Here is a 22,116-nt window from a genome sequence, read left to right as displayed (position 1 = left end):
TAAAGGTTAGTTATAAACGATCGAGCGCTTTTTTTGTGTTGGCAAAATGTGTTTTAGCATATGAATTGAGATGTGCCTGCCCGTGAGATTTGATCAGTCGGGAGGCAACCTGGTCTACCTTCCCTGAGGCTCCTTTAGGCAAGGTAATGCCCGCCCTTTGTGATAACTGTTCCATCTCTTTTAAAAAACTGGTCCTGGCAATAATTGACGCAGCTGCTACGGCGATTGAGGCACTTTCAGCTTTTGTCATGAAATATGTCTTATCGTGCAGCTGTTTATTTTCAGCAGCAATATGCCGCTTGAAGACAGAGGGTTCGCAAAACTGGTCGATTAGTGTGCCTTCTGTATCAGCGGCATTTATTTTTTTAAGCACATTGCTGATTGCTTGATGATGGAGCATGGCTTTCATTTTTCCCTGCGACCAGCCGCGTTTTTGCAATTGGTTGTACTTGTCATTTCGCAAAACCAGCAAGGAATAAGGCAATTCAAGCTTAAGTATATCCTGAGCAATATGACGGATTGAAGCGTCCGATAAATTCTTGGAATCACGTACGCCCAGTTCCTTGAGCAGTTCAATCTGCTCTTTTTTAACGAACACAGCTGCAGTTGTTATTGGTCCAAAGTAATCGCCTGTTCCGGCTTCATCTGAGCCGATGTGACTGCTTGCGGGCAGAGTATCCGGCGGCGTATAAATGGATTTCTCCGACGCCTTTTTTGGTTTCGCTTGCACCTCGCTCGTATTATCAGCCCATTGCTCTGCTTCGCCTGCGGGGTTTTTTCCCTGGAATAAAACCTTGCCTGATTTATAAGCAGTTATGACGGCATTGGCTGTTTTGGCCCGAAAAAGCGCCCCTGCTGGAGCATTCTGCAGTTGCCCCGCGTAATACTGTTTCATTTGTTGAATGATAGCTTCCGGGAAGACATAAACATTTTGTGGCATTTTAATCCTCCATTTGATTTACTAACATAAACGATAGCAAATTGCTGAAAAGAATGAAATGAAAACTGCTTTTGTCAGTGTAATATATACGTTTAAAGATTTTCTGATCGTCAGTTTTTGTGTTAATATATAGTGGATTATTTTATTGCAACATACGACAAACGTTAACAAATTGTTTTCAAACAATTATAGGGGGTTGTCTTGTTTTGGCAGGGGACGATAAGACACGGGTAACCGTTGAGATATATAACAAATATTATACAGTAGTCGGTAATGAAGATCCAAAACACGTTCGTCTGGTTGCCAGTCAAGTAGATCAGAAAATACGTGAAATCCACAGTTTGAATCAGCAGCTGACAACGACGGAATTGGCCGTTTTGACTGCAGTAAATACGATGAATGATTATATGAAACTAAAAGAGGATTATGCAAAATTATTGGGGTCACAACAAAAGAAAGAGGATTAATAGCACATGGCAGATTTCATTTTATTTTTACTTTTAATTTTTGGCTTTTTTATTGGCTTGAAACGCGGATTTATCTTACAGGCGTTTCATTTAATCGGTTTTATCGCCGCGTTCATTCTTGCTGCACTATACTATGATGAATTGGCAGATCGGCTCGCTTTATGGATTCCCTATCCTGAACTGGAAGATAACGGGGCATGGGCTGACTTTTTGCAGGCGTTGCCGCTTGAAGGAGCGTTTTACAATGCTATATCGTTTGCCATTATCTTTTTTGCGGTTAAAGTTCTTTTGCAAATTATTGCTTCGATGCTGGATTTTGTCGCAGAGCTTCCAATCTTGAATTCTCTCAACAAAATACTTGGTGCTATTCTCGGTTTTGCAGAAATGTATCTGATTATATTTATCGTATTGTATATTTTAGCACTGACGCCATTAACTGAAATTCAAGCGTGGGTTAATGATTCGGCAATTGCATTGTTTATCATCGAGCACACACCGTTTTTATCAGAGCAAATAAAAACGTTATGGTTTACCAGCATGGATTAACTGTTTAATGGCAATTAAACAAGACAGACGACAAGCTGGTTCAAATAGTGGGCAGTACAACGCGATGTTGTGTACAATGAGTGTAGCCCTATTTGGATCGGCTTTTCTTATGACAACGTGCACGTTTATGTTTAGAACAATAACCGGTCAGAAAAACATTACATAAAGAAGGTGAACCAAATGCCTGTCAATAAAAAGGATGTTATAAAATTACTTGAAATGATCGCTGTTCGCCTTGAACTGCAAGGTGAAAATCCTTTTAAAATATCTGCGTATCGTAAGGCGGCGCAAGCACTTGAGAGGGACGACCGATCGCTGACAGATATCGATGATTTCACTAAAATTAATGGCATCGGCAAAGGAACAGCGTCTGTGATTACCGAATATATACAAAATGAGACATCTGATACTCTGACGCAGCTGGAAAAAGAAGTTCCACAGGGGTTAGTGCCTCTACTGGATTTACCCGGTCTTGGCGGAAAAAAACTGGCAAAGCTATATAAGGAACTTGATGTGACCGATGCTGATTCATTAAAAAATGCATGCGAAAAAGGAGAAGTCGAGCAGCTTGAAGGGTTTGGCAAAAAAACTTCTGAAAAAATTCTGCAAGCACTAAAAGAAGCCAATCAGCGACCGGAACGCCTGTCAATTGCGACAATGCTTCCGCTTGCAGAAGAAATTGAAGATTATTTAAGCACGATACCGGAAATTATTGACTATTCACGGGCAGGAAGCCTTAGACGCATGCGCGAAACTGTTAAAGATATCGATTTTATTATTGCTGCTGATGCACCCGCAAAAGTACGGGACAAATTATTGGAATTCACGCGGGTTAAAGACATAATTGCCCAGGGTAGTACCAAGGTTTCAGTAACCATTGCAGATATTTATGATATAAATGTGGATTTCCGTATCGTTGAACCGCTAGAATTTGCTTCGACTTTACATCATTTTACCGGTTCTAAGGATCACAACGTTGCGATGCGGCAGCTTGCTAAATCTAAAGGTGAAAAAATAAATGAATATGGTGTGGAAGTTGAAAAAACAGGGGAAGTCCTGACATTTAAAAGTGAAGCCGAATTCTTTAACCATTTCGATTTAAACTATATTCCCCCGGAAGTAAGAGAGAATACCGGTGAAGTAGAAGCATATCAAAATTCTGTATCATTAATTACATTGAATGATATACGAGGGGATTTGCACATGCATACCACCTGGAGCGACGGAGCCCAATCGTTGGAGGAGATGGTTAATCAAGCGCGCTCTAAGCATTATGATTATATAACAATCACCGATCATTCGAAGTTTCTCAGAGTTGCGAATGGTTTAAATGAAACCCGATTGCGCAAGCAACGTGATATGATTAACGAACTAAACGAAAAATACGATGATATTCACATATTTACCGGGGTGGAAATGGATATTCTCCCGGATGGGACGCTGGATTTTAAGGATGATTTTCTAAAGGAAATGGATTTTGTGATTGGTGCCATTCATTCGAGCTTTAACCAATCCGAGGAAAAAATAATGAAACGATTAAACGAAGCTTTGGAAAATCCGTATGTTTCCCTGATAGCTCACCCTACCGGAAGGCTGATCGGGCGGCGGAAAGGTTACAGAGCAGATATTGAGAAACTGATTGAGCGGGCTAAAGAAACGGACACAGCGCTGGAAATAAATGCGAACCCCAATAGACTGGACTTATCGAGTGAGTGGGCAAAAGCAGCTCAAGAGGCCGGAGTAAAGATAGCTATAAATACGGATGCACACGATTATTTCATGCTTGACCATATGAAATACGGTGTCGGTGCTGCCCGGAAAGGCTGGATTCAAGCGGGCACTGTCATTAATACATGGTCAATAGATAAACTTAGGGCATTTATGGAACGTAATTAAAATAAGGTTTGACAGAATTTAAAAGTCGGACATGACAAAGATTAATCATAGTTCCTGGAGCGATATGTATTGCAAAATAAAGGAGAACATCCACATGAATGAACGAATACTGCATACGCTGGAATTCAGCAAGATAATCGACCAACTTAATAACCAGACGGCCACGTCGATTGGCAGAGAGCGCACATCACAGTTAAGACCTTCAACCGATTTGGATGAAGTTAAGAAAATGCAGGCTGAAACGGATGAAGCCAGTCAAATTTTACGTTTAAATTATGCTGTGCCGCTTGGTGGCATATCTGATATCCGTGCAAGTGTTAAACGAAGCGTAATCGGTGGCGTTCTGACAACAGAGGAATGTCTTAATGTTGCCAACACAGTTTATGGTGCTCGTCAGGTTAAAAACTTCCTGCAAACCATTGAAGAGGACCTGCCAATTTTAAAAGGTTTTGCTGAACAGATTGAACCTCTTAGAGACTTGGAACGTCAGATAAACAGCTGTATTGATGACAGAGGGAATATGTTGGACAGTGCGTCTGTGAAATTGCGTGGAATCCGTTCTTCCATCAGGACGCTTGAGAGCAGAGTACGGGATAAACTGGAAAGTTATACAAAATCCCAAACGAAGATGCTTTCAGATGCGATTGTTACCATCCGCAACGACCGATATGTTCTGCCTGTCAAGCAGGAATACCGGGGGTCGGTTGGCGGTATCGTACATGATCAGTCAACTTCAGGCGCGACTTTATTTATGGAACCGAAAGCTGTTGTGGATCTGAATAACCAATTACAGGAATCAAAAGTCAAAGAGAAACAGGAAGTTGAGAGAATACTAAGAGAATTGAGCGCCCGTATAGCGGATGACGAATCTATTCTGTCCGAAGATGTTTCGGTGCTTGCTAAAATCGATTTCATCGTAGCCAGAGCAAAGCTGGGAAGACTAATGAAGGCTGCCATGCCAATAATGAACGAAGAGGGTGTAATCGATGCCAGACAAGCGAGGCATCCATTAATCCCAGCAGAAGAAGTGGTCCCGAACGATGTGGCGATTGGAGAGGATTATACGTCCATTGTCATTACCGGACCAAACACCGGCGGGAAAACAGTCACTCTAAAAATGATTGGGCTGTTTACTTTAATGGCGCAATCCGGATTGCAAATCCCTGCTGATGACGGCTGTAAAATGGCTGTGTTTGATAACGTCTTTGCCGATATCGGTGATGAACAATCAATTGAACAAAGTTTGAGTACTTTTTCGTCCCACATGACAAATATCGTCTCGATTCTTAATGACGTTAATCACAAATCGTTAGTCTTATTCGATGAACTTGGAGCAGGTACAGACCCCCAGGAAGGGGCGGCACTGGCCATGTCAATTTTGGATGATGTTGTTTCCCGCGGTGCCCGTATCGTAGCAACGACACACTATCCGGAATTAAAGGCCTATGGCTATAACCGGGATAATGTTGTTAACGCATCGGTCGAATTTGATGTTGACACACTGGAACCAACATACCGATTATTAATCGGTATCCCAGGCCGCAGTAATGCGTTTGATATTGCCAAGCGACTGGGTCTGGCGCAATCCGTTATAGATCAGGCTAAAAGTCGGGTAGGTGTCAATTCGGAAAGTGTGGAAAACATGATCGCTTCACTCGAACAATCTCACCGTCAGGCTGAGACGGATTATGAAAATGCACACGCGATACTGGAGGACAGTGAGAAACTGTACAATGACTTGACGAAGGCATGGCAGGAATTTGAAAAAAACCGGGAAGACCTTTACAGGAAAGCAGAGGAAAAGGCTGAGAAGGCCCTGCAAAAAGCGCGTGAAGAGGCCGAAAGAATTGTTGATGACTTGCGCAATATGAAAACTGCTGCAGAGCTCAAAGAACACGAATGGATTGATGCACGCAAGAATCTTGAAAAAGCACAGCCTGATCTATCTGCTAAACAGTCTGACAAACCTAAAGCACGTGATACTGCTAAAGAACTTCAGCCGGGTGATGAGATTAAATTGTTGTCTGCAAACCAACGTGGAACAGTCCTGGAAAAATCAGGTGATAATGACTATTTGGTTCAAGTGGGGATTATGAAAGTTAAGGTAAAACGAAGTGAAATAGAACGTGTTAAAGGCAAAAGTCAAGCAATGGACAAGCCTCTGGCCACCGTTAAAGGATCTAGCTATCATGTCAAAACTGAGCTTGATTTACGCGGGGAACGATACGAAGATGCACTGAGCCGACTTGAAAAATATATCGACGATGCACTGCTTGCAGGGTATCCAAAAGTCTTTATCATCCATGGAAAAGGAACGGGCGCACTTCGAAAAGGTGTTAAAGAATTTTCCAAAAACCATCCACGGATTGGAGCTGAAAGGCCCGGTTCTGCAGGCGAGGGCGGAAGTGGTGTCACCGTCCTGGAATTAAAGTAGCTGGTTTTAAAGGGGTTTATTGAAATGACGGTATTTTGGGAAAATATCCTGGTTGAGACGGCAGCAAGGTACAGTGTGGTCATACTTTGTACAATTGTATTTCTGGCGGTTTTTGAAGTTGTGACTTCCTACCGCAATTGGCACGAAATTCGTAAAGGGAACTTGGCGGTAGCCATGGCAACGGGAGGGAAGCTGTTCGGACTCGCAGTGATCTTTCGGGCATCCATTCAGCACAATGATACATTGCTTGAGACAATTGGTTGGGGTGCATTCGGGTTCGTTTTATTGCTGCTCGGCTATGTCATTTTCGAATTTATGACACCATCTATTAAAGTCGATGAGGAAATTGGTAACGGTAATCGTGCAGTCGGACTTATTTCATTGCTCATATCAGTCGGTTTGGCATTTGTAATTGGTGCAAGTATTGGGGGAGATTAAATGTTGTTGGAACGGCTCGCAAAAATCATGTTTGTTGTAGCTGTTATATTTCTAATTGTCGGGGTGTTTTATTTTATTTAGATTTGCCCTGGGGTTGAATTGTTTGTTATTAAAGCATTGTCAGTTGTTATTGAGCAGGCAATGCTTTAAAAAATCCAAAAAAATTTGAAAATATGGTTAATAAGATTTCAAAAAACATACATTTATCGCTATAATAAGAGTATGCAATATAAAAAGGGGGAAATGAAATGCTGAAGGAAAAGGTATGGCATGCGCACTACCCGGATGATATCCCGACATCGATAGTGTATGATGAGAAACCGCTTGATTCTTTTTTGGCAGCAAATGCTGAAAAGTTCCCGAAAAAGAAAGCGCTTTATTTTATGGGGAAAGAAATGACGTTCGCCGAAGTTTATTCAGAGGCAAAAAAAATGGCAGGCTATCTTCAATCCCTCGGCCTTGAAAAAGGTGACAGAGTTGCTGTCATGCTGCCGAATTCTCCTCAGGCTGTGATTAGTTACTATGGTGCTTTGATGGCCGGGGCGATTGTCGTACAGACTAACCCACTGTACAAAGAAAGAGAACTTGAATATCAGCTGAATGATTCAGGTGCAGAATTTATTGTTTGCCTGGATGTGTTATTGCCCCGGGTAACAAATGTACGAAGAAAGACGGCATTAAAACATACAATTGTGACAGGGATTAAAGATTATTTGCCATTTCCTAAAAACAGACTGTACCCGTTTATCCAGAAAAAGCAGTACAACATGGTCGTTCAAGTTGAACAATCAGAAGACATACACGTCTGGGAGTCGATCATTAAAGGTAGCTCCGGTGTCTATACCCCGGTTGAAATTGATCCTAAAAATGATTTGGCATTATTGCAATACACGGGTGGAACGACAGGGCATCCAAAAGGGGTTATGCTCACCCATTACAACTTAGTGGCAAATGTTCAAATGTGCCAGCGCTGGCTGTATAAAACGAAACCTGGCGGGAAAATTCTCGGAGTACTGCCATTTTTCCACGTCTATGGCATGACAACCGTTATGAATATGTCAATTATGTATGGATTTGAAATGGTATTACTGCCAAAATTTGAAGCTGAAGATGTTCTCAAAACAATTCAGAAGCAGAAACCGACAATGTTTCCCGGAGCTCCAACCATTTATATCGGTCTTTTAAACCATCCTAATTTGAAAAAATACGATCTGTCTTCAATTGATGCATGTATCAGCGGTTCAGCACCACTGCCACTGGAGGTGCAGGAACAGTTTGAAAGCGTCACAGGCGGTAATCTCGTGGAAGGATATGGTTTAACCGAGACGTCACCGGTCACACATGCAAACTTTATCTGGAGTAAGCGTATTAACGGCAGTATAGGTGTCCCGTGGCCTGATACTGATGCTAAAATAATAATGGAAGACGGGTTGGAGGCACACGTCGGTGAAGTTGGCGAGATTGCCGTTAAAGGGCCACAGATTATGAAAGGTTATTGGAATAAACCGGATGAAACCGAGAATATTCTGAAGGATGGATGGCTGTTCACCGGAGATATGGGCTATATGGATGAAAATGGTTATTTCTACATCGTTGATCGTAAAAAGAATATGATTATCGCCGGGGGATATAATATCTACCCGAGAGAAGTCGAAGAAGTATTGTATGAACACGAGGCAGTGCAGGAAGCCGTTGTAGCCGGTATCCCTGATCCGTACCGCGGTGAAACGGTTAAAGCCTATGTCGTACTTAAGCCCGGGTATGAAGCAACTGAAAAAGAATTAAACACATTTTGTCGTAAAAACCTGGCAGCTTTTAAGGCACCACGGATTTATGAATTTCGTGATGAATTGCCAAAAACTGCGGTGGGAAAAATCCTTCGCCGTCAGCTTATAGACGAGGAGAAGGAAAAAATAACTGAGAGCAAGTCAGTTTAAAGTGGAATTTGAACAGGCTCTATATTGACAGATAATCGTTACCTATGTACAATAAAACATGAATGATCATTCATTCATTTTTTAAAAGGTTTTGTGTCAGCTAAGGAGATTGTCATGAAAAAAAACAAACCAAAATACAACCAAATAATTGAAGCAGCCGTTGAAGTGATTGCAGAAAACGGCTATCATGCTTCTCAAGTTTCCAAAATAGCCAAAAAAGCCGGGGTGGCGGATGGAACCATTTATCTCTATTTTAGAAATAAAGAGGACATATTGGTTTCAGTTTTTGAAGAGAAAATGGGCCAGTTCATTGAAAGAATTGCGCACGGTATAGGTGAAAAAAACAATGCAAACGAAAAGTTGTTTACATTGATTGAAATGCATTTTCGCCAGCTTGCCGAAGATCATCACCTGGCGATCGTCACACAGCTGGAATTACGGCAGTCCAATACTGACTTAAGATTAAAAATTAATCAAATATTAAAGCCCTATCTCGCCGTAATAGATGATATAATCAGAGAGGGAACCCGGGATAAGATTTTTCGTGACAATTTGAATATTCAGCTAATCAGGCAAATGATTTTTGGAACGCTGGACGAGATCGTTACCAATTGGGTAATGAAAGAAGAAAAATATGATCTGGTTCAGCAGACTTCCGATGTACACGAATTTATTATGTCCGGACTTTCCGCAAAAAATTAAGCAAAGGGGGATTGAAAATGGGAACGCTGAATTATGAAGTGAAAGATAATGTTGCGGTGCTTACCATTCAAAGCCCGCCCGCAAATGCCTTATCCAGTGCTTTGTTGAATGATTTGACTGAAAAGCTGGATGAAATTGAAACCGATAACACAGTGAAAGCTGTTGTTCTGAACGGGGAAGGAAAGTTTTTTTCAGCCGGGGCAGATATTAAGGAATTCACGTCTCTTCAAGAGGCATCCGATTTCAAGGCGCTGGCCGAAAGAGGACAAAAACTCTTCGACCGGGTTGAAAACTTTTCAATACCTGTTATTGCCGCTATCCATGGAGCTGCTTTAGGCGGGGGGCTGGAACTTGCGATGGCATGCCATATTCGTATTGTTTCAGAAGAAGCAAAACTCGGTTTGCCTGAAGTGACACTCGGCATTATACCCGGCTTTGCCGGAACACAGCGCTTGCCGCATTATGTGGGAACAGCCAAGGCTTATGAGATGATTCTGACCGGCAAGCCGATCAGTGGAAAAGAAGCCAATGAAGCCGGTCTTGCCAATCAAACAGTTCAAGAAGGAGCGGTTTTTGATACAGCCTTTAAACTTGCTGAAACAATTGCTGTGAAAAGCAAACTGACGATTAATGCTGTCATGGATTTGATTCCATATGCTAAAACAGAGCAATTCTCGCAAGGTGTCACGAAAGAAGCGGATACATTTTCCGGTATTTTTGGTTCTGAAGATGCCAAAGAAGGCATCCAGGCGTTTATAGATAAACGAAAACCAAACTTTCAGGATAAATAAAGGCTCGTTAACGTTCAAGAACTGTGGCACAAGCTGGCTTGGAACTGAACATATAAGGAGGATGACGTAAATGAACATATACGTATTATTGAAAAGAACGTTCGATACAGAAGAGAAAATCATTGTATCCGATGGCCGCATTGAAGATGAGAGTGCTGAATACATCATTAATCCGTACGATGAATACGCGATTGAAGAAGCAATTAAACAGCGCGACGAGCATGGCGGCGAAGTCACGCTCGTAACAGTCGGTGATGAGGAAGCTGAAAAGCAGCTGAGGACAGGCCTTGCAATGGGAGCAGACAAAGCTGTCTTAATCAACACTGAAGATGATTTGGAAGATGGCGACCAGTATTCGACCGCCAAGATTTTGCAGGCGTATTTTGATGATAAAGAAGCTGATCTCATTCTTGGAGGTAACGTTGCAATTGATGAAGCAAGCGGGCAAGTAGGGCCGCGCCTTGCTGAAGCTTTGGGCATTAATTATATTACGACGATAACCGCGCTGGAAATTGATGGTGATACTGCAAACATTGATAAGGATGTTGAAGGTGATGTTGAGAAAATTGAAACAGGCCTTCCATTGCTTGCAACGTGTCAGCAAGGTCTGAATGAACCGAGATATCCGTCACTTCCCGGCATTATGAAAGCCAAGAAAAAGCCATTGGAAGAGTTGGAATTGGATGATCTGGATCTTGATGAAGATGATGTGGAAGCAAAAACGGAAACCGTTGAAGTCTATCTTCCTCCTGAAAAAGAAGCGGGAAGAATTCTTGAAGGTGAGATTGATGACCAGGTGAAGGAATTGGTCTCACTGCTTAAAGACGACGCAAAAGTACTATAATCATAAACGGAGAGGAGATTAAAAGAATATGAGCGATAAACTGTTAGTCATAGGGGAAGCAAGAGACGGCGAATTGCGTAATGTAACGTTTGAAGCAATCGCAGCTGCTAAAACGATAGATTCTGATGCTGAAATTGTTGGCGTTCTGTGTGGCGGTGATGATTTAAGCACGTCCGCGCAAGAGGTTATTTATCATGGGGCAGACCGTGTTGTCACTGTTCAGCATGATAATTTGAAAGCATACACATCAGAGGGTTATTCGCAGGCTGTTATGGCTGTTGTTGAAGATGAGTCACCGGATGGCATCGTGATGGGACATACCGCTATCGGTAAAGATTTAACACCGAAGCTTGCAGCCAAACTCGATACCGGACTCATTTCGGATGCCACAGATATCGAAAATGACGATGGTGATCCTGTGTTTATCAGACCAATTTATTCAGGGAAAGCGTTTGAGAAAAAGACGATTACCAGCGGCTTAACATTTGTGACAATCCGTCCAAATAACATCGCGGCGTTGGAGCGTGACGATTCACGTACGGGTGAAGTCGCGACGAAAGACGTCGATGTAAAAGACATTCAGACAATCATTAAGGATGTTGTCCGTAAAGCATCTGAAGGTGTCGACTTGTCGGAGGCCAATGTCATCATTGCAGGCGGCCGTGGCGTGAAAAGTGCAGAAGGCTTCGCCCCGCTTTATGAACTTGCTGATGTCCTTGGCGGCGCAGTTGGTGCTTCGCGCGGGGCGTGTGACGCAGAGTATTGCGACTATTCGCTGCAGATCGGACAGACGGGTAAAGTCGTTACACCTGATTTGTATATAGCGGTCGGTATCTCCGGGGCTATCCAGCATTTGGCGGGTATGTCCAACTCGAAAGTAATTGTTGCAATTAACAAGGATCCGGAGGCCAACATATTTAATGTGGCGGATTATGGTATTGTAGGCGATGTTTTTGAGGTAATTCCAAAACTTACTGAACAATTTAAACAGACAGTTTAAAAATTGCCTGAGGTCTGACGCGGATTCCGGTCAGATCTTTTGGCATATAACGCATTACCAGCGTATAAGCAAAGTATTCGCGAGGAATTACTAACGATGATATACTCAACTCATAGTTTAGTGAATGAGGAGGGAATAAATAATGGCAATTGAACATGTAACCGATCAAAATTTCGGTGAACAAACAGCTGAAGGTCTCGTGCTTGCTGACTTCTGGGCACCATGGTGCGGACCTTGCAAAATGATTGCACCCGTGTTGGAAGAAATAGACGGTGAAATGGAAGACCAAGTACAAATTGTAAAACTTGATGTTGATGAAAACCAGGAAACGGCAGGAAAATATGGTGTCATGAGTATACCAACACTTCTGCTATTCAAAGATGGTAAAGTTGTCGATCAAGTTGTTGGTTTTCAGCCAAAAGAAGCATTAGTTGATCTAATCAATAAGCATGCCTCTTAAGGCAGTATAATCATACGCACAAAGGTACTTTAATCCCTTGTCACAATTGTGGCAGGGGATTCTGCATAATTGGGCATAATATACAGGGGATGAGGTTCCAGATGAATCAGCAACTGAGTGAAAAATTGGCTGTTTTGCCAGCACAGCCAGGATGCTATTTGATGAAAGATAAGAATGGCACGGTTATTTATGTAGGAAAATCGAAAAAACTTCGGAACAGGGTTCGTTCTTATTTCACAGGTGCAAATGATCAAAAGACACAGCGCCTGGTACAGGAAATCCAGGATTTTGAATATATCGTCACGTCATCAGAAATGGAAGCATTGATTCTGGAAATGAATTTGGTTAAAAAATATGACCCCAGATATAATGTCCGTTTGAAAGATGATAAGTCATATCCGTATTTAAAAATTACTTCTGAACGGCATCCACGGCTGCTTATCACCCGAAACATAAAAAAAGATAAAGGAAAATATTTTGGTCCATACACAAACGTGCTTGCAGCAAGAGAAGCGAAGAGACTCCTTGACCGTCTGTATCCCTTGCGCAAATGCAACAACCCCCCGGGGCGGCCATGTTTATATTACCATATGGGCCAGTGTCTTGCCTGCAGTGAAAAACCTGTGCCCGAAGAAACCTATAAAAAAATTATTCAAAATATAACCTCTTTTTTAAACGGCGGGCATAAAGAAATAAAAAAAGACTTAGTTACAAAAATGCACGAAGCCAGTGATGATTTGAATTTTGAACGTGCAAAAGAACTTCGTGATCTCATCCAGCATATTGAAGCTGTGATGGAACGCCAAAAAATGACGCTAAATGACCAGGTCGACCGTGATGTCTTTGGTTTCAGTTATGATAAAGGTTGGATGTGCATTCAAGTATTTTTTGTAAGGCAAGGGAAGTTAATCGAACGTGATGTATCAATTTTTCCATTTTTTGATGATCCCGCCGATACGTTCCTCAGTTTTATCGGAAGGTTCTATTTACATCAGAGTCATTTAAAGCCGAAACAGCTGCTCGTGCCGATTGGTACGGATACCGAATTGTTAAGTGAATTACTGGAGATAAATGTTCATACGCCGTTCCGTGGTGGTAAAAAAGAACTTGTTGAGCTGGCTGTGAAAAACGCAGACATTGCGCTTAATGAAAAATTCACTTTAATTGCACGTGATGAGGAAAGAACAATCCAAGCAGTGGAAAAATTGGGCGAAACGTTGAATATTGAAACACCGCACCGCATAGAGGCGTTCGACAACTCAAATATTCAAGGGACCGACCCGGTGTCGGCCATGGTTGTTTTCACAGATGGCAGACCGGATAAAAAAAGTTATCGTAAATATAAAATAAGGAATGTGGAAGGCCCCGATGATTATGAGACGATGCGGGAAGTGATCAGGCGGCGTTACACCAGAGTGCTGAAGGAAGACCAGCCGCTTCCGGACTTGATTATCGTAGACGGCGGTAAAGGTCAAATGAGTGCGGCGCTCGATGTCCTGGAAAATGAATTAGGGCTGGATGTCCCTTTGTGCGGCCTGGCTAAAGATGATAAGCACAAAACGAGTGAGTTGCTCTATGGCGAAATTCCGGAAGTTGTCTCATTGTCCAGGAAATCGCAAGCTTTTTATCTTGTGCAGCGGATTCAGGATGAGGTTCATCGTTTTGCTATTTCATTTCATCGACAGTTGCGCGGAAAAAGTCTGTTCAAATCTGAACTGGATAAAATTCCTGGAGTTGGTGAAAAACGCAGACGTCTGCTGCTTACGCATTTTAAATCGGTTAATGAAATTAAAAATACCTCGCTGGAAAGTATTACAAAACTTGGTATTCCGCAGGACGTGGCGCAAAAAATTCTTGAGCAATTAAATAATGAAGAAGGGAGCGAAACCACGTGAGTTGGTCATCTCCCTTTTTAATCTGCGCATTAGCGATTAATCCGTAAACATGACAGTAAATTCAATTTGATGAATCTTTTTGTGCAGTTCTTCTTTACATTCACATGAGCGATTTTTAATCTGCTCAATTGATTCTGCTAAAAATCCTGCCTCAAGCCTGAACTCGGTTTGCAGCGGGGCCTTAAGCCGATAAACAACTGAATCTGCCATTAAATGGAAAATCAGCTCTGATTTTCTTTCTTTAAACAATTCTAATTGGCCCCAGCCCAGTTTATCAAAAGCATAAACAATATCGGATATTGATTCGATTTTAAATTTTCTTGCTATGTTTTTTCCCATAAAATACAGCAGCGTGTTGGACTCTTGTCCAAATATATCAGGTAAGCCGATGTAACGGAGCATATCATAACCTGCTCCGGTAGTATGTAGCTCGTCCAATAATGTTACTGGCATGGAATCGTGGTTTTTAGACATTGAAGTCATCCTTTCCAGACTGTTGCACATAAAATAGATAAATTAATCCAAAGATAGTTAATATCATTATCTATGGAATAGCATCATAGTGCAAGAAGCTTCAGCAAAATTCTCTAAATAGTCCCGTCCCTTTTCTTGACGCTTTTCATAGTTAGCATTACAATAAACATGTCATAAATTGTACATTTTTTTGACAGTAAAATAAATAGGGCCTATTGTCGAAAGATGTACCTTCTGAAAATTTAACATTTCAACTGAGGGGGGTAAACACATGGCAGAACATCGAGAGTTTTTTTACAAGAGACTCCATTCCCTGTTAGGCGTTGTTCCAATCGGAATCTTCCTTACACAGCATTTGATTGTCAACCATTTTGCTGTATATGGCGAGGAAAGTTTTAATCAGGCAGCGGGCTTTATGCACGACTTGCCCTTCCGATTAGCACTTGAAATTCTGGTTATTTATCTGCCGATTCTATTTCATGCAATCTTAGGGGTTTATATTGTCCTTACTGGCAAAGCCAACACATCGCGATATGGTTATTTCCGCAATTGGATGTATCTTATGCAGCGGATAACCGGTATTATCACGTTTGTATTTATTGCATGGCATGTTTGGGAGACACGCGTACAAATTGGTCTGGGAAATGCAGATCTCGATTACAATCTGATGGAAAATATTCTTTCCAACCCGGTTATGTTTTGGTTTTATATTATTGGTGTTGTTTCAGCCACATTCCATTTTGCAAATGGTCTATGGAGCTTCCTTGTTTCGTGGGGCTTTACACAATCACCAAAATCCCAGAAATTTGCTACATACGCTACACTGATTGTATTCTTGGGTCTTAGTTATGTCGGTATCAGAGCATTAATTCAATTTGCTTACGGAGTATGATAAGGTTTCTTCCACATAATTGGACGGAATGAATGAATGCAGCCGTCTCTTTATGAATTCAGGGACAACCTTAATCCAGAGAGAACAAGGAGTGAGTAATCCTAATGAGTAGTCGTAAAGTTATTGTTGTCGGGGGTGGCCTTGCAGGTCTTATGGCAACAATCAAAGCAGCAGAAGCGGGTGTGAATGTTGATTTATTTTCCATTGTACCTGTGAAACGGTCTCACTCTGTGTGTGCTCAAGGTGGAATCAATGGCGCAGTTAATACCAAAGGTGAAGGTGACTCACCAGCAATTCACTTTGACGATACAGTTTATGGCGGAGACTTCCTGGCGAACCAGCCGCCCGTTAAGGCTATGTGTGATGCAGCCCCAAGCATTATCAACATGCTTGACCGCATGGGCGTTATGTTTAACCGTACACCGGAAGGGCTTCTCGACTTCCGCCGGTTTGGTGGAACACAGCACCATAGAACAGCCTACGCAGGTGCTACGACAGGCCAGCAGCTTCTATACGCACTTGATGAACAAGTTCGCCGATATGAAGTTGAAGGCTTAGTCAATAAATATGAGAGCTGGGAATTTGTCGGCGCTATTATTGACGAAGAAAATACAGGGCGCGGTATTGTGGGGCAGAATATACGGTCTCACGAGATTAAATCGTTCCCGGCAGACGCAGTTATTATGGCATCAGGAGGACCTGGTATAATCTTCGGTAAGTCCACCAACTCAATGATTAACACAGGTTCTGCGGCAAGTATTCTCTATCAGCAAGGCGCAAAATATGCTAATGGTGAATTTATTCAGATTCACCCGACAGCAATTCCGGGTGATGATAAACTTCGCCTTATGAGTGAGTCTGCCCGCGGTGAAGGTGGCAGGGTCTGGACGTATAAGGACGGTGAACCATGGTATTTCCTTGAAGAGAAATATCCGGCATATGGTAACCTCGTGCCACGTGATATTGCAACGCGCGAAATATTTGATGTCTGTGTGCATCAAAAGCTGGGCATTAACGGCGAAAATATGGTTTATCTTGATTTGTCGCACAAAGATCCGAAAGAACTCGATGTTAAATTGGGCGGCATTATGGAAATTTATGAAAAGTTTGTTGGCGACGACCCGCGTAAAGTACCGATGAAAATCTTCCCGGCGGTCCACTATTCAATGGGCGGCTTGTGGGTTGATTATGATCAAATGACAAGCATCCCTGGCATTTTTGCCGCCGGCGAATGTGATTATTCTCAGCATGGTGCGAATCGTCTTGGAGCGAACTCGCTGCTGTCAGCCATCTACGGCGGATCGGTAGCTGGTCCGAAGGCAATTGAGTATATTGATGGTCTTGAAAAACATGTTGATGATTTACCATCAAAACTGTTTGAGGACAAAGAAAAAGAAGAGCAAGAACGATTTGAGAAGCTAATGCAAATGGACGGTACAGAAAATGCTTATCAAATTCATAAAGAACTTGGTGAGTTAATGACCGATAATGTAACCGTTGTCCGTTATAATGATAAGCTGAAAGAAGCAGACAAGAAAATCCAGGAACTGATGGAACGCTGGGAAAATATAAACATCAACGATACATCCCGTTGGAACAATCAGGGGGTGATGTTTACCCGTCAACTGGAAAGTATGTTGCATTTGGCTCGGGTTATAACCAATGGCGCTCTACAGCGAGATGAAACACGCGGTGCACATTACAAACCGGAGTTTCCTGAGCGGGATGATGAAAACTTCCTGAAAACAACAATCGCGCAGTTCGATGAAAAGAGCAGAGATCCTGTTATTTCCTATGAAGAAGTCGATGTATCTTATATTACGCCGCGTAAACGGGATTACACTAAAAAAAGCGAAGGGAGTAAGTGATGATGGCTGAAGAAAGTAAAGTTACGTTTATTATAACGCGTCAGGACAGTCCGGATTCTTCTCCTTATAAAGAGACATTTGAAGTTCCATACAATCCGGGCATGAATGTTATCTCCGGGTTAATGGAAATCCGCAGAAATCCGGTGAATGCAGACGGGGAGCAAACAGCACCGGTCCAATGGGATATGAATTGTCTTGAAGAGGTTTGCGGCGCCTGTTCCATGGTAATCAATGGAACAGCCCGTCAATCCTGTGCAGCATTAATCGATGATCTTGAACAGCCGATTCGTCTCGAACCAATGAGCACGTTCCCGGTAATCCGTGACCTGTTTGTTGATCGTGAGCAAATGTTTGATGCTCTGAAACAAGTTAAGGCATGGATTCCAATTGACGGCACCTATGATCTCGGGCCTGGGCCACGTATGCCTGAGAAAAAACGCCAGTGGGCTTATGAGCTTTCAAAATGTATGACGTGTGGTGTATGCCTTGAAGCTTGTCCAAATGTTAACGATAAGTCTGATTTCATTGGACCGGCTGCACTTTCACAAGTACGTCTGTTCAATGCACACCCAACAGGTGATATGAACAAAAGCGAACGACTTGAAGGCTTAATGGAAGATGGGGGCATAGGCGGGTGCAGTAACGCACAGAACTGTGTACAAGTTTGCCCGAAAGGAATTCCATTAACAACTTCGATTGCTGCCATGAACCGTGATACAAATATCCAGGCTTTCAAAAACTTCTTTGGCAGTGATGAAGCTCATTAAAAATCTATGAATCTACTTTTAATCTATCAACGACCCTTGCCAGTTTTAGGTAAGGGTCATTTTAACCAGGGGGACGATTGAATTGAGAAATATTCCATATATCGAAAGTATGGAAGATTGGCAATCGGGGTTTTCTTTTCATATACCGGTTAAGGTCCGCTTTTCTGAGACGGATATGTTTGGTCATGTGAATAATGTTTCACCATTCATCTATTTTGAAGAAGCCAGAATTGAGTTTATGAAATCAACCGGTCTATTTGACGATAAAAATTCCAGCACAGGCATGCCTATCGTGGCTGATCTTCAATGTGATTATCATAAACAAATTTACTTTGATGATAATCTGAAGGTATATGTCAAGGTTGATCACATCGGAAAAACGTCACTTGATATCCATTATATGGCATTAAATCAAAATGGAGAGATCTGCTTAACAGGCCGTGGACGCATGGTTTACATAGATAAGGAAAGCGGTAAACCGGTTCCTTTATCGGAGTCAATAAAAGAAAAATTACTTACAACGTAATAAATACCGGCTTTCTCTTAAAGAAAGCCGGTATTACTACAGCTTTAACTCCCCCATACGGAGAAGCTCCACTACAGCTTGTGATCGCCCCTTGACACCTAATTTCTGCATAGAATTGGAAATGTGGTTTCGAACAGTCTTTTCAGATATGAACAATTCCTGGGCAATTTCCTTCGTTGTTTTATCTTGTACTAAGAGCTCAAACACCTCTTTTTCGCGTCTGGTCAATAATTGCTTCGGTTTGTACGTGTCGTCCTTCAAATGATAACCCCTCCTTGCTGTCAAAGAGCTGCAGATGAAGGGTGAATTATTTAGTCACTATTAGCGTATGAAACTATGTATAAACGGTGAGCACATTTTTACAGTTCAAATAATATTATGACAGCAAACGAATTTAATCCGTTTCCCTGCTGTTTCATAGCTTATTTAACTTTTTTAGTAGTGTGACACCGCACCGACCCTCCCCGTGTATTAAGCGTCAACTGATATTTTTGTCTGAATATGTTAAAATACGTTGGAAAAGCGAATCGGGCATTTAAGGACAGTTGGCCGTTGTTTTCCGTCGAGCCATTTCAATAGCGAAATAATTTGGTACATATAGGGGGCGCCAACCTTGAAAGAACAAATACCAGAAGAAACAATTGCAAATCTTGAAAAGCAATTGCGATACATATCCGGCATGATCAAGCAAAACGGCCGGAAAATACTTAACCACTATCCGATAACCTCCCCACAATTTTTAGCGCTGCAGTTCTTGGTTGATGGCGATTTAACAATTGGAGAACTCTCAAATAAAAATGGTTTGGCATTTAGTACAACGACAGATTTGGTAGATCGCCTTGAGAAAAATGATTTAGTCGAACGGGTCAAAGATGAAAGTGACCGGCGTGTCGTAAGAATTCATATCTTGTCAAAAGGGCGAACGATTATAGAGGAAGTAATCCAAAAACGTCAGCAGTATTTAGGCAACGTACTGGGAAACTTTTCGGTTGAGCAGACCGAAACATTAAATGAAATGTTAACCTACCTATATGAAGAGATGCATCATTTAAAACATAACTAAAGCTGGAAGAGGCGATTTTTTGAATCAGGCAATAGGTATTATCGATTCAGGTGTAGGCGGACTGACAGTTGCTCATGAACTGATGCGGCAGTTACCACGAGAGAAACTCATTTACCTGGGTGACACGTTAAGGTGCCCGTATGGTCCCAGATCTGAGGAGGAGGTAACAAAATTCACATGGGAAATGGTGGATTTTCTTCTTGATCAGAAAATTAAGATGCTCGTGGTTGCATGCAATACGGCTACAGCATTTACTTTAAATGAACTTCAGAATGAATTAAACATCCCGGTGGTAGGGGTTATCAGTCCCGGCGCACGTGCTGCGATTAAAAGCACTAATAATCAACAAATAGGCGTTATTGGGACAGAGGGCACTATCAGAAGCAATGCTTATACTGAGGCATTAAAAAGTTTAAACGCGGATATCGAAGTCAGCCCGCTGGCATGCCCTTTGTTTGTTCCAATGGTTGAACAGGGGACTTTATCTGGTGCTAAAGCTGATGAAATTGCAACAAATTCACTCAGCCCCCTGAAGACAAACAGTAATATTGATACGTTAATTCTTGGCTGTACCCATTATCCGCTGATAAAAGAGACCATACAAAAAGTTTTGGGCAGTCAGGTAACACTTATTTCTTCGAGTGAAGAGACGGCACGTGAAGCGAGCACTATTCTTGAATTTAATGAAGTATTAAATGAAGGGCTGCACGCACCAGCACATCAGTTTTATACAACAGGCAATATGGGAGTTTTTGCAAAAATTACAGAAAGAATTTTCAAAGAATCGACTGACTCCTTTCAGTCAGTTATGATTGAAAAAGCAACGATCACACATATTAATTAGAATTCTTTTGGGTGGCCAGATCCAGAAAGAATTCTATTTTTTTGCAGACAGGTTGGTCTAAAATTTTGTTGAGCTCGTATATATAATAGTACAAACCATCGCAGGAGGGAAAAACATGCAAAAGCACAGGCGATTGCTATTAAGCCTAATGGCGTTACTTACTATTATTTTAGCCGGGTGTTTTCAAGGGGAGCAATCATTAGGCAGCGAAGAAATGGATCCGCCACCTAATGATGAGGAAGCAGCTGAAACGGACGAAGACGCAGTAACGAACGTAAATACCGAGGAAAAGAATAATAAAGAAGAGAAGAAAGGGGATGATAATTCGGCCTCATCTGAAACAGTAGACAGGCAGCTTTACTTGTTAGATGCAAATGGGATGGTGGCCTCGCAGACATTACAGCTACCACAGGCAGAATCAAATGAAGTTGCCAAACAGGCGTTGGAATATCTTGTGAAAGACGGTCCGGTTTCTTCTTTATTGCCTAATGGCTTTCAGGCTGTGCTGCCGGCAGGAACCCAAATTAACTCTTTAAATATACAAGACAACGGCACGATGATAATCGATGTTTCAGAGGAATTTAAAAATTATCAGGCAAAAAATGAGTTAAAAATATTACAGGCTATGACGTTCACAGTTACACAATTTGACAGCGTCGAAAATATGAAACTGCGAATTAATGGAGAAAACCAGGATACAATGCCTGTTGACGGTACGCCGATAGGAAAAGGCTATTCCAGAGTAAATGGCATAAATCTTATGCAGTCCGAAGTGGATTTATTAGATAGCAAGCCAGTTACATTATATTACCCTTCGGCACAAGGTGACAATCAGTATTTTGTCCCTGTTACACAACATATAAATGTAGAGGATGGCGGGTTGTACGGGGCAATGGTTAAGACCTTAATGGAAGGACCTGAAACTGTAACTAATTTGCAGCATGTGTTTAATAATTCTGCAGAGATGACCACTGCTCCGAGCTTAAATGAAGGCGTGCTGGAAGTCATTTTTGACCAGGATGTTCTGCAGGATACAGATAATGCTGTTATATCAAATGAAGTTATGGAAACACTGGTGCGCACCTTAACACAGGATGAAGAGGTTGAAGCAGTTGAAGTAAAAGTGGAAGATGTCGAAACGCTGTTTAATGAAAATGGAGAACCTTATACGGAACCGGTGACGACCCAATCCTTTTTCTCGACTGAAAAACTATAATCTGTTATATCCTTGATAATCCTAAGAAAGACTGTGCCCCGGCAGTCTTTTTCTTTTGTTTTGTATGGTATTCATATTTCATGTCTGAGTGGTAAAAATATGTTAGTATGACCGTG

At 41.9% G+C, this 22,116-nt stretch carries 22 protein-coding genes; 19 read left to right on the top strand and 3 right to left on the bottom strand.

The features are described from left to right. Positions 1 to 10: 10 nt before the first annotated feature. Positions 11 to 940: a ribonuclease HIII gene (rnhC, locus tag BMZ22_RS03855; protein ID WP_090081690.1), complete on the bottom strand. Its 930-nt coding sequence runs from the start codon at positions 938 to 940 to the stop codon at positions 11 to 13. Positions 941 to 1,146: 206 nt separating this feature from the next. Here rnhC and zapA point away from each other — a divergent pair, with 206 nt between their 5' ends. The 12 genes from zapA to uvrC all read left to right on the top strand — a co-directional run bounded on the left by zapA (position 1,147) and on the right by uvrC (position 14,350). Further along, positions 1,147 to 1,407: a cell division protein ZapA gene (zapA, locus tag BMZ22_RS03850; RefSeq protein ID WP_090081685.1), complete on the top strand. Its 261-nt coding sequence runs from the start codon at positions 1,147 to 1,149 to the stop codon at positions 1,405 to 1,407. Between the two features lie 6 nt (positions 1,408 to 1,413). Continuing rightward, complete coding sequence (locus BMZ22_RS03845) at positions 1,414 to 1,953, top strand: CvpA family protein (RefSeq protein ID WP_090081681.1); 540 nt, start codon at positions 1,414 to 1,416, stop codon at positions 1,951 to 1,953. Positions 1,954 to 2,133: 180 nt separating this feature from the next. Then, the gene (gene polX, locus BMZ22_RS03840) at positions 2,134 to 3,849 is read left to right on the top strand and encodes a DNA polymerase/3'-5' exonuclease PolX (protein ID WP_090081677.1); all 1,716 of its coding nucleotides are present in this window, start codon (positions 2,134 to 2,136) and stop codon (positions 3,847 to 3,849) included. 94 nt (positions 3,850 to 3,943) lie between these two features. Continuing rightward, positions 3,944 to 6,283 carry an endonuclease MutS2 gene (locus BMZ22_RS03835; protein ID WP_090081673.1) on the top strand — a complete coding sequence of 780 codons (2,340 nt, stop codon included), beginning with the start codon at positions 3,944 to 3,946 and terminating at the stop codon, positions 6,281 to 6,283. Positions 6,284 to 6,307: 24 nt separating this feature from the next. After that, positions 6,308 to 6,721 carry a DUF350 domain-containing protein gene (locus tag BMZ22_RS03830; RefSeq protein WP_090081670.1) on the top strand — a complete coding sequence of 138 codons (414 nt, stop codon included), beginning with the start codon at positions 6,308 to 6,310 and terminating at the stop codon, positions 6,719 to 6,721. A gap of 248 nt (positions 6,722 to 6,969) precedes the next feature. After that, positions 6,970 to 8,658: a long-chain-fatty-acid--CoA ligase gene (locus BMZ22_RS03825; protein ID WP_090081667.1), complete on the top strand. Its 1,689-nt coding sequence runs from the start codon at positions 6,970 to 6,972 to the stop codon at positions 8,656 to 8,658. A 114-nt stretch (positions 8,659 to 8,772) separates the two neighbouring features. Next, on the top strand, positions 8,773 to 9,360 hold the full coding sequence (locus BMZ22_RS03820; protein WP_090081664.1) for a fatty acid metabolism transcriptional regulator FadR: 588 nt from the start codon (positions 8,773 to 8,775) through the stop codon (positions 9,358 to 9,360). A 17-nt stretch (positions 9,361 to 9,377) separates the two neighbouring features. After that, the gene (locus BMZ22_RS03815; protein ID WP_090081660.1) at positions 9,378 to 10,151 is read left to right on the top strand and encodes an enoyl-CoA hydratase; all 774 of its coding nucleotides are present in this window, start codon (positions 9,378 to 9,380) and stop codon (positions 10,149 to 10,151) included. Positions 10,152 to 10,221: 70 nt separating this feature from the next. After that, positions 10,222 to 10,995, top strand: a complete 774-nt coding sequence (locus BMZ22_RS03810) for an electron transfer flavoprotein subunit beta/FixA family protein (RefSeq protein WP_090081656.1) — start codon at positions 10,222 to 10,224, stop codon at positions 10,993 to 10,995. 28 nt (positions 10,996 to 11,023) lie between these two features. After that, a complete protein-coding gene (locus tag BMZ22_RS03805) occupies positions 11,024 to 11,995 on the top strand; it encodes an electron transfer flavoprotein subunit alpha/FixB family protein (protein ID WP_090081652.1) in 972 nt (323 codons plus the stop codon). A gap of 142 nt (positions 11,996 to 12,137) precedes the next feature. Then, entirely contained in the window at positions 12,138 to 12,455 is a 318-nt protein-coding gene (trxA, locus tag BMZ22_RS03800) for a thioredoxin (RefSeq protein ID WP_090081648.1), read from the top strand. Between the two features lie 101 nt (positions 12,456 to 12,556). Continuing rightward, positions 12,557 to 14,350, top strand: coding sequence for an excinuclease ABC subunit UvrC (gene uvrC, locus BMZ22_RS03795; protein WP_090081642.1), 1,794 nt, complete (start codon positions 12,557 to 12,559; stop codon positions 14,348 to 14,350). Positions 14,351 to 14,386: 36 nt separating this feature from the next. On the opposite strand, the gene BMZ22_RS03790 is transcribed toward uvrC, so the two are convergent. After that, positions 14,387 to 14,824 carry a YslB family protein gene (locus BMZ22_RS03790; protein WP_090081638.1) on the bottom strand — a complete coding sequence of 146 codons (438 nt, stop codon included), beginning with the start codon at positions 14,822 to 14,824 and terminating at the stop codon, positions 14,387 to 14,389. A gap of 271 nt (positions 14,825 to 15,095) precedes the next feature. Here BMZ22_RS03790 and BMZ22_RS03785 point away from each other — a divergent pair, with 271 nt between their 5' ends. The 4 genes from BMZ22_RS03785 to BMZ22_RS03770 all read left to right on the top strand — a co-directional run bounded on the left by BMZ22_RS03785 (position 15,096) and on the right by BMZ22_RS03770 (position 18,877). Then, entirely contained in the window at positions 15,096 to 15,716 is a 621-nt protein-coding gene (locus tag BMZ22_RS03785; protein WP_090081636.1) for a succinate dehydrogenase cytochrome b558 subunit, read from the top strand. 104 nt (positions 15,717 to 15,820) lie between these two features. Further along, a complete protein-coding gene (sdhA, locus tag BMZ22_RS03780) occupies positions 15,821 to 17,584 on the top strand; it encodes a succinate dehydrogenase flavoprotein subunit (RefSeq protein WP_090081633.1) in 1,764 nt (587 codons plus the stop codon). Positions 17,585 to 17,586: 2 nt separating this feature from the next. After that, a complete protein-coding gene (sdhB, locus tag BMZ22_RS03775) occupies positions 17,587 to 18,351 on the top strand; it encodes a succinate dehydrogenase iron-sulfur subunit (RefSeq protein WP_090081630.1) in 765 nt (254 codons plus the stop codon). Positions 18,352 to 18,433: 82 nt separating this feature from the next. After that, positions 18,434 to 18,877, top strand: coding sequence for an acyl-CoA thioesterase (locus BMZ22_RS03770; RefSeq protein ID WP_090081627.1), 444 nt, complete (start codon positions 18,434 to 18,436; stop codon positions 18,875 to 18,877). 36 nt (positions 18,878 to 18,913) lie between these two features. Here BMZ22_RS03770 and BMZ22_RS03765 read toward each other — a convergent pair whose 3' ends face one another. Further along, positions 18,914 to 19,138, bottom strand: a complete 225-nt coding sequence (locus tag BMZ22_RS03765) for a helix-turn-helix domain-containing protein (protein WP_090081623.1) — start codon at positions 19,136 to 19,138, stop codon at positions 18,914 to 18,916. Between the two features lie 418 nt (positions 19,139 to 19,556). Between BMZ22_RS03765 and BMZ22_RS03760 the strand changes: the two genes are divergently transcribed. The 3 genes from BMZ22_RS03760 to BMZ22_RS03750 all read left to right on the top strand — a co-directional run bounded on the left by BMZ22_RS03760 (position 19,557) and on the right by BMZ22_RS03750 (position 22,000). Then, positions 19,557 to 19,940 (top strand): MarR family winged helix-turn-helix transcriptional regulator, encoded by a 384-nt coding sequence (locus BMZ22_RS03760; RefSeq protein WP_090082088.1) that lies wholly within the window; start codon positions 19,557 to 19,559, stop codon positions 19,938 to 19,940. 19 nt (positions 19,941 to 19,959) lie between these two features. Beyond that, on the top strand, positions 19,960 to 20,784 hold the full coding sequence (gene racE / locus BMZ22_RS03755) for a glutamate racemase (RefSeq protein WP_090081622.1): 825 nt from the start codon (positions 19,960 to 19,962) through the stop codon (positions 20,782 to 20,784). Positions 20,785 to 20,899: 115 nt separating this feature from the next. After that, complete coding sequence (locus tag BMZ22_RS03750) at positions 20,900 to 22,000, top strand: GerMN domain-containing protein (protein WP_090081616.1); 1,101 nt, start codon at positions 20,900 to 20,902, stop codon at positions 21,998 to 22,000. Positions 22,001 to 22,116 lie beyond the last annotated feature (116 nt).

Source organism: Lentibacillus persicus (assembly GCF_900112705.1).
Taxonomy (GTDB): Bacteria; Bacillota; Bacilli; order Bacillales; family Amphibacillaceae; genus Lentibacillus; species Lentibacillus persicus.
This window is presented reverse-complemented; position numbering and strand designations above follow the sequence as displayed.

Coding starts and splice junctions, on each gene's coding strand:
- BMZ22_RS03835 (WP_090081673.1), top strand. CDS start 3,944: ATGAATGAACGAATACTGCATACGCTGGAATTCAGCAAGATAATCGAC.
- BMZ22_RS03810 (WP_090081656.1), top strand. CDS start 10,222: ATGAACATATACGTATTATTGAAAAGAACGTTCGATACAGAAGAGAAA.
- BMZ22_RS03820 (WP_090081664.1), top strand. CDS start 8,773: ATGAAAAAAAACAAACCAAAATACAACCAAATAATTGAAGCAGCCGTT.
- BMZ22_RS03805 (WP_090081652.1), top strand. CDS start 11,024: ATGAGCGATAAACTGTTAGTCATAGGGGAAGCAAGAGACGGCGAATTG.
- BMZ22_RS03750 (WP_090081616.1), top strand. CDS start 20,900: ATGCAAAAGCACAGGCGATTGCTATTAAGCCTAATGGCGTTACTTACT.
- trxA (WP_090081648.1), top strand. CDS start 12,138: ATGGCAATTGAACATGTAACCGATCAAAATTTCGGTGAACAAACAGCT.
- BMZ22_RS03845 (WP_090081681.1), top strand. CDS start 1,414: ATGGCAGATTTCATTTTATTTTTACTTTTAATTTTTGGCTTTTTTATT.
- BMZ22_RS03825 (WP_090081667.1), top strand. CDS start 6,970: ATGCTGAAGGAAAAGGTATGGCATGCGCACTACCCGGATGATATCCCG.
- BMZ22_RS03760 (WP_090082088.1), top strand. CDS start 19,557: ATGATCAAGCAAAACGGCCGGAAAATACTTAACCACTATCCGATAACC.
- sdhA (WP_090081633.1), top strand. CDS start 15,821: ATGAGTAGTCGTAAAGTTATTGTTGTCGGGGGTGGCCTTGCAGGTCTT.
- uvrC (WP_090081642.1), top strand. CDS start 12,557: ATGAATCAGCAACTGAGTGAAAAATTGGCTGTTTTGCCAGCACAGCCA.
- BMZ22_RS03830 (WP_090081670.1), top strand. CDS start 6,308: ATGACGGTATTTTGGGAAAATATCCTGGTTGAGACGGCAGCAAGGTAC.
- BMZ22_RS03785 (WP_090081636.1), top strand. CDS start 15,096: ATGGCAGAACATCGAGAGTTTTTTTACAAGAGACTCCATTCCCTGTTA.
- BMZ22_RS03815 (WP_090081660.1), top strand. CDS start 9,378: ATGGGAACGCTGAATTATGAAGTGAAAGATAATGTTGCGGTGCTTACC.
- sdhB (WP_090081630.1), top strand. CDS start 17,587: ATGGCTGAAGAAAGTAAAGTTACGTTTATTATAACGCGTCAGGACAGT.
- polX (WP_090081677.1), top strand. CDS start 2,134: ATGCCTGTCAATAAAAAGGATGTTATAAAATTACTTGAAATGATCGCT.
- rnhC (WP_090081690.1), bottom strand. CDS start 940: ATGCCACAAAATGTTTATGTCTTCCCGGAAGCTATCATTCAACAAATG.
- BMZ22_RS03790 (WP_090081638.1), bottom strand. CDS start 14,824: ATGTCTAAAAACCACGATTCCATGCCAGTAACATTATTGGACGAGCTA.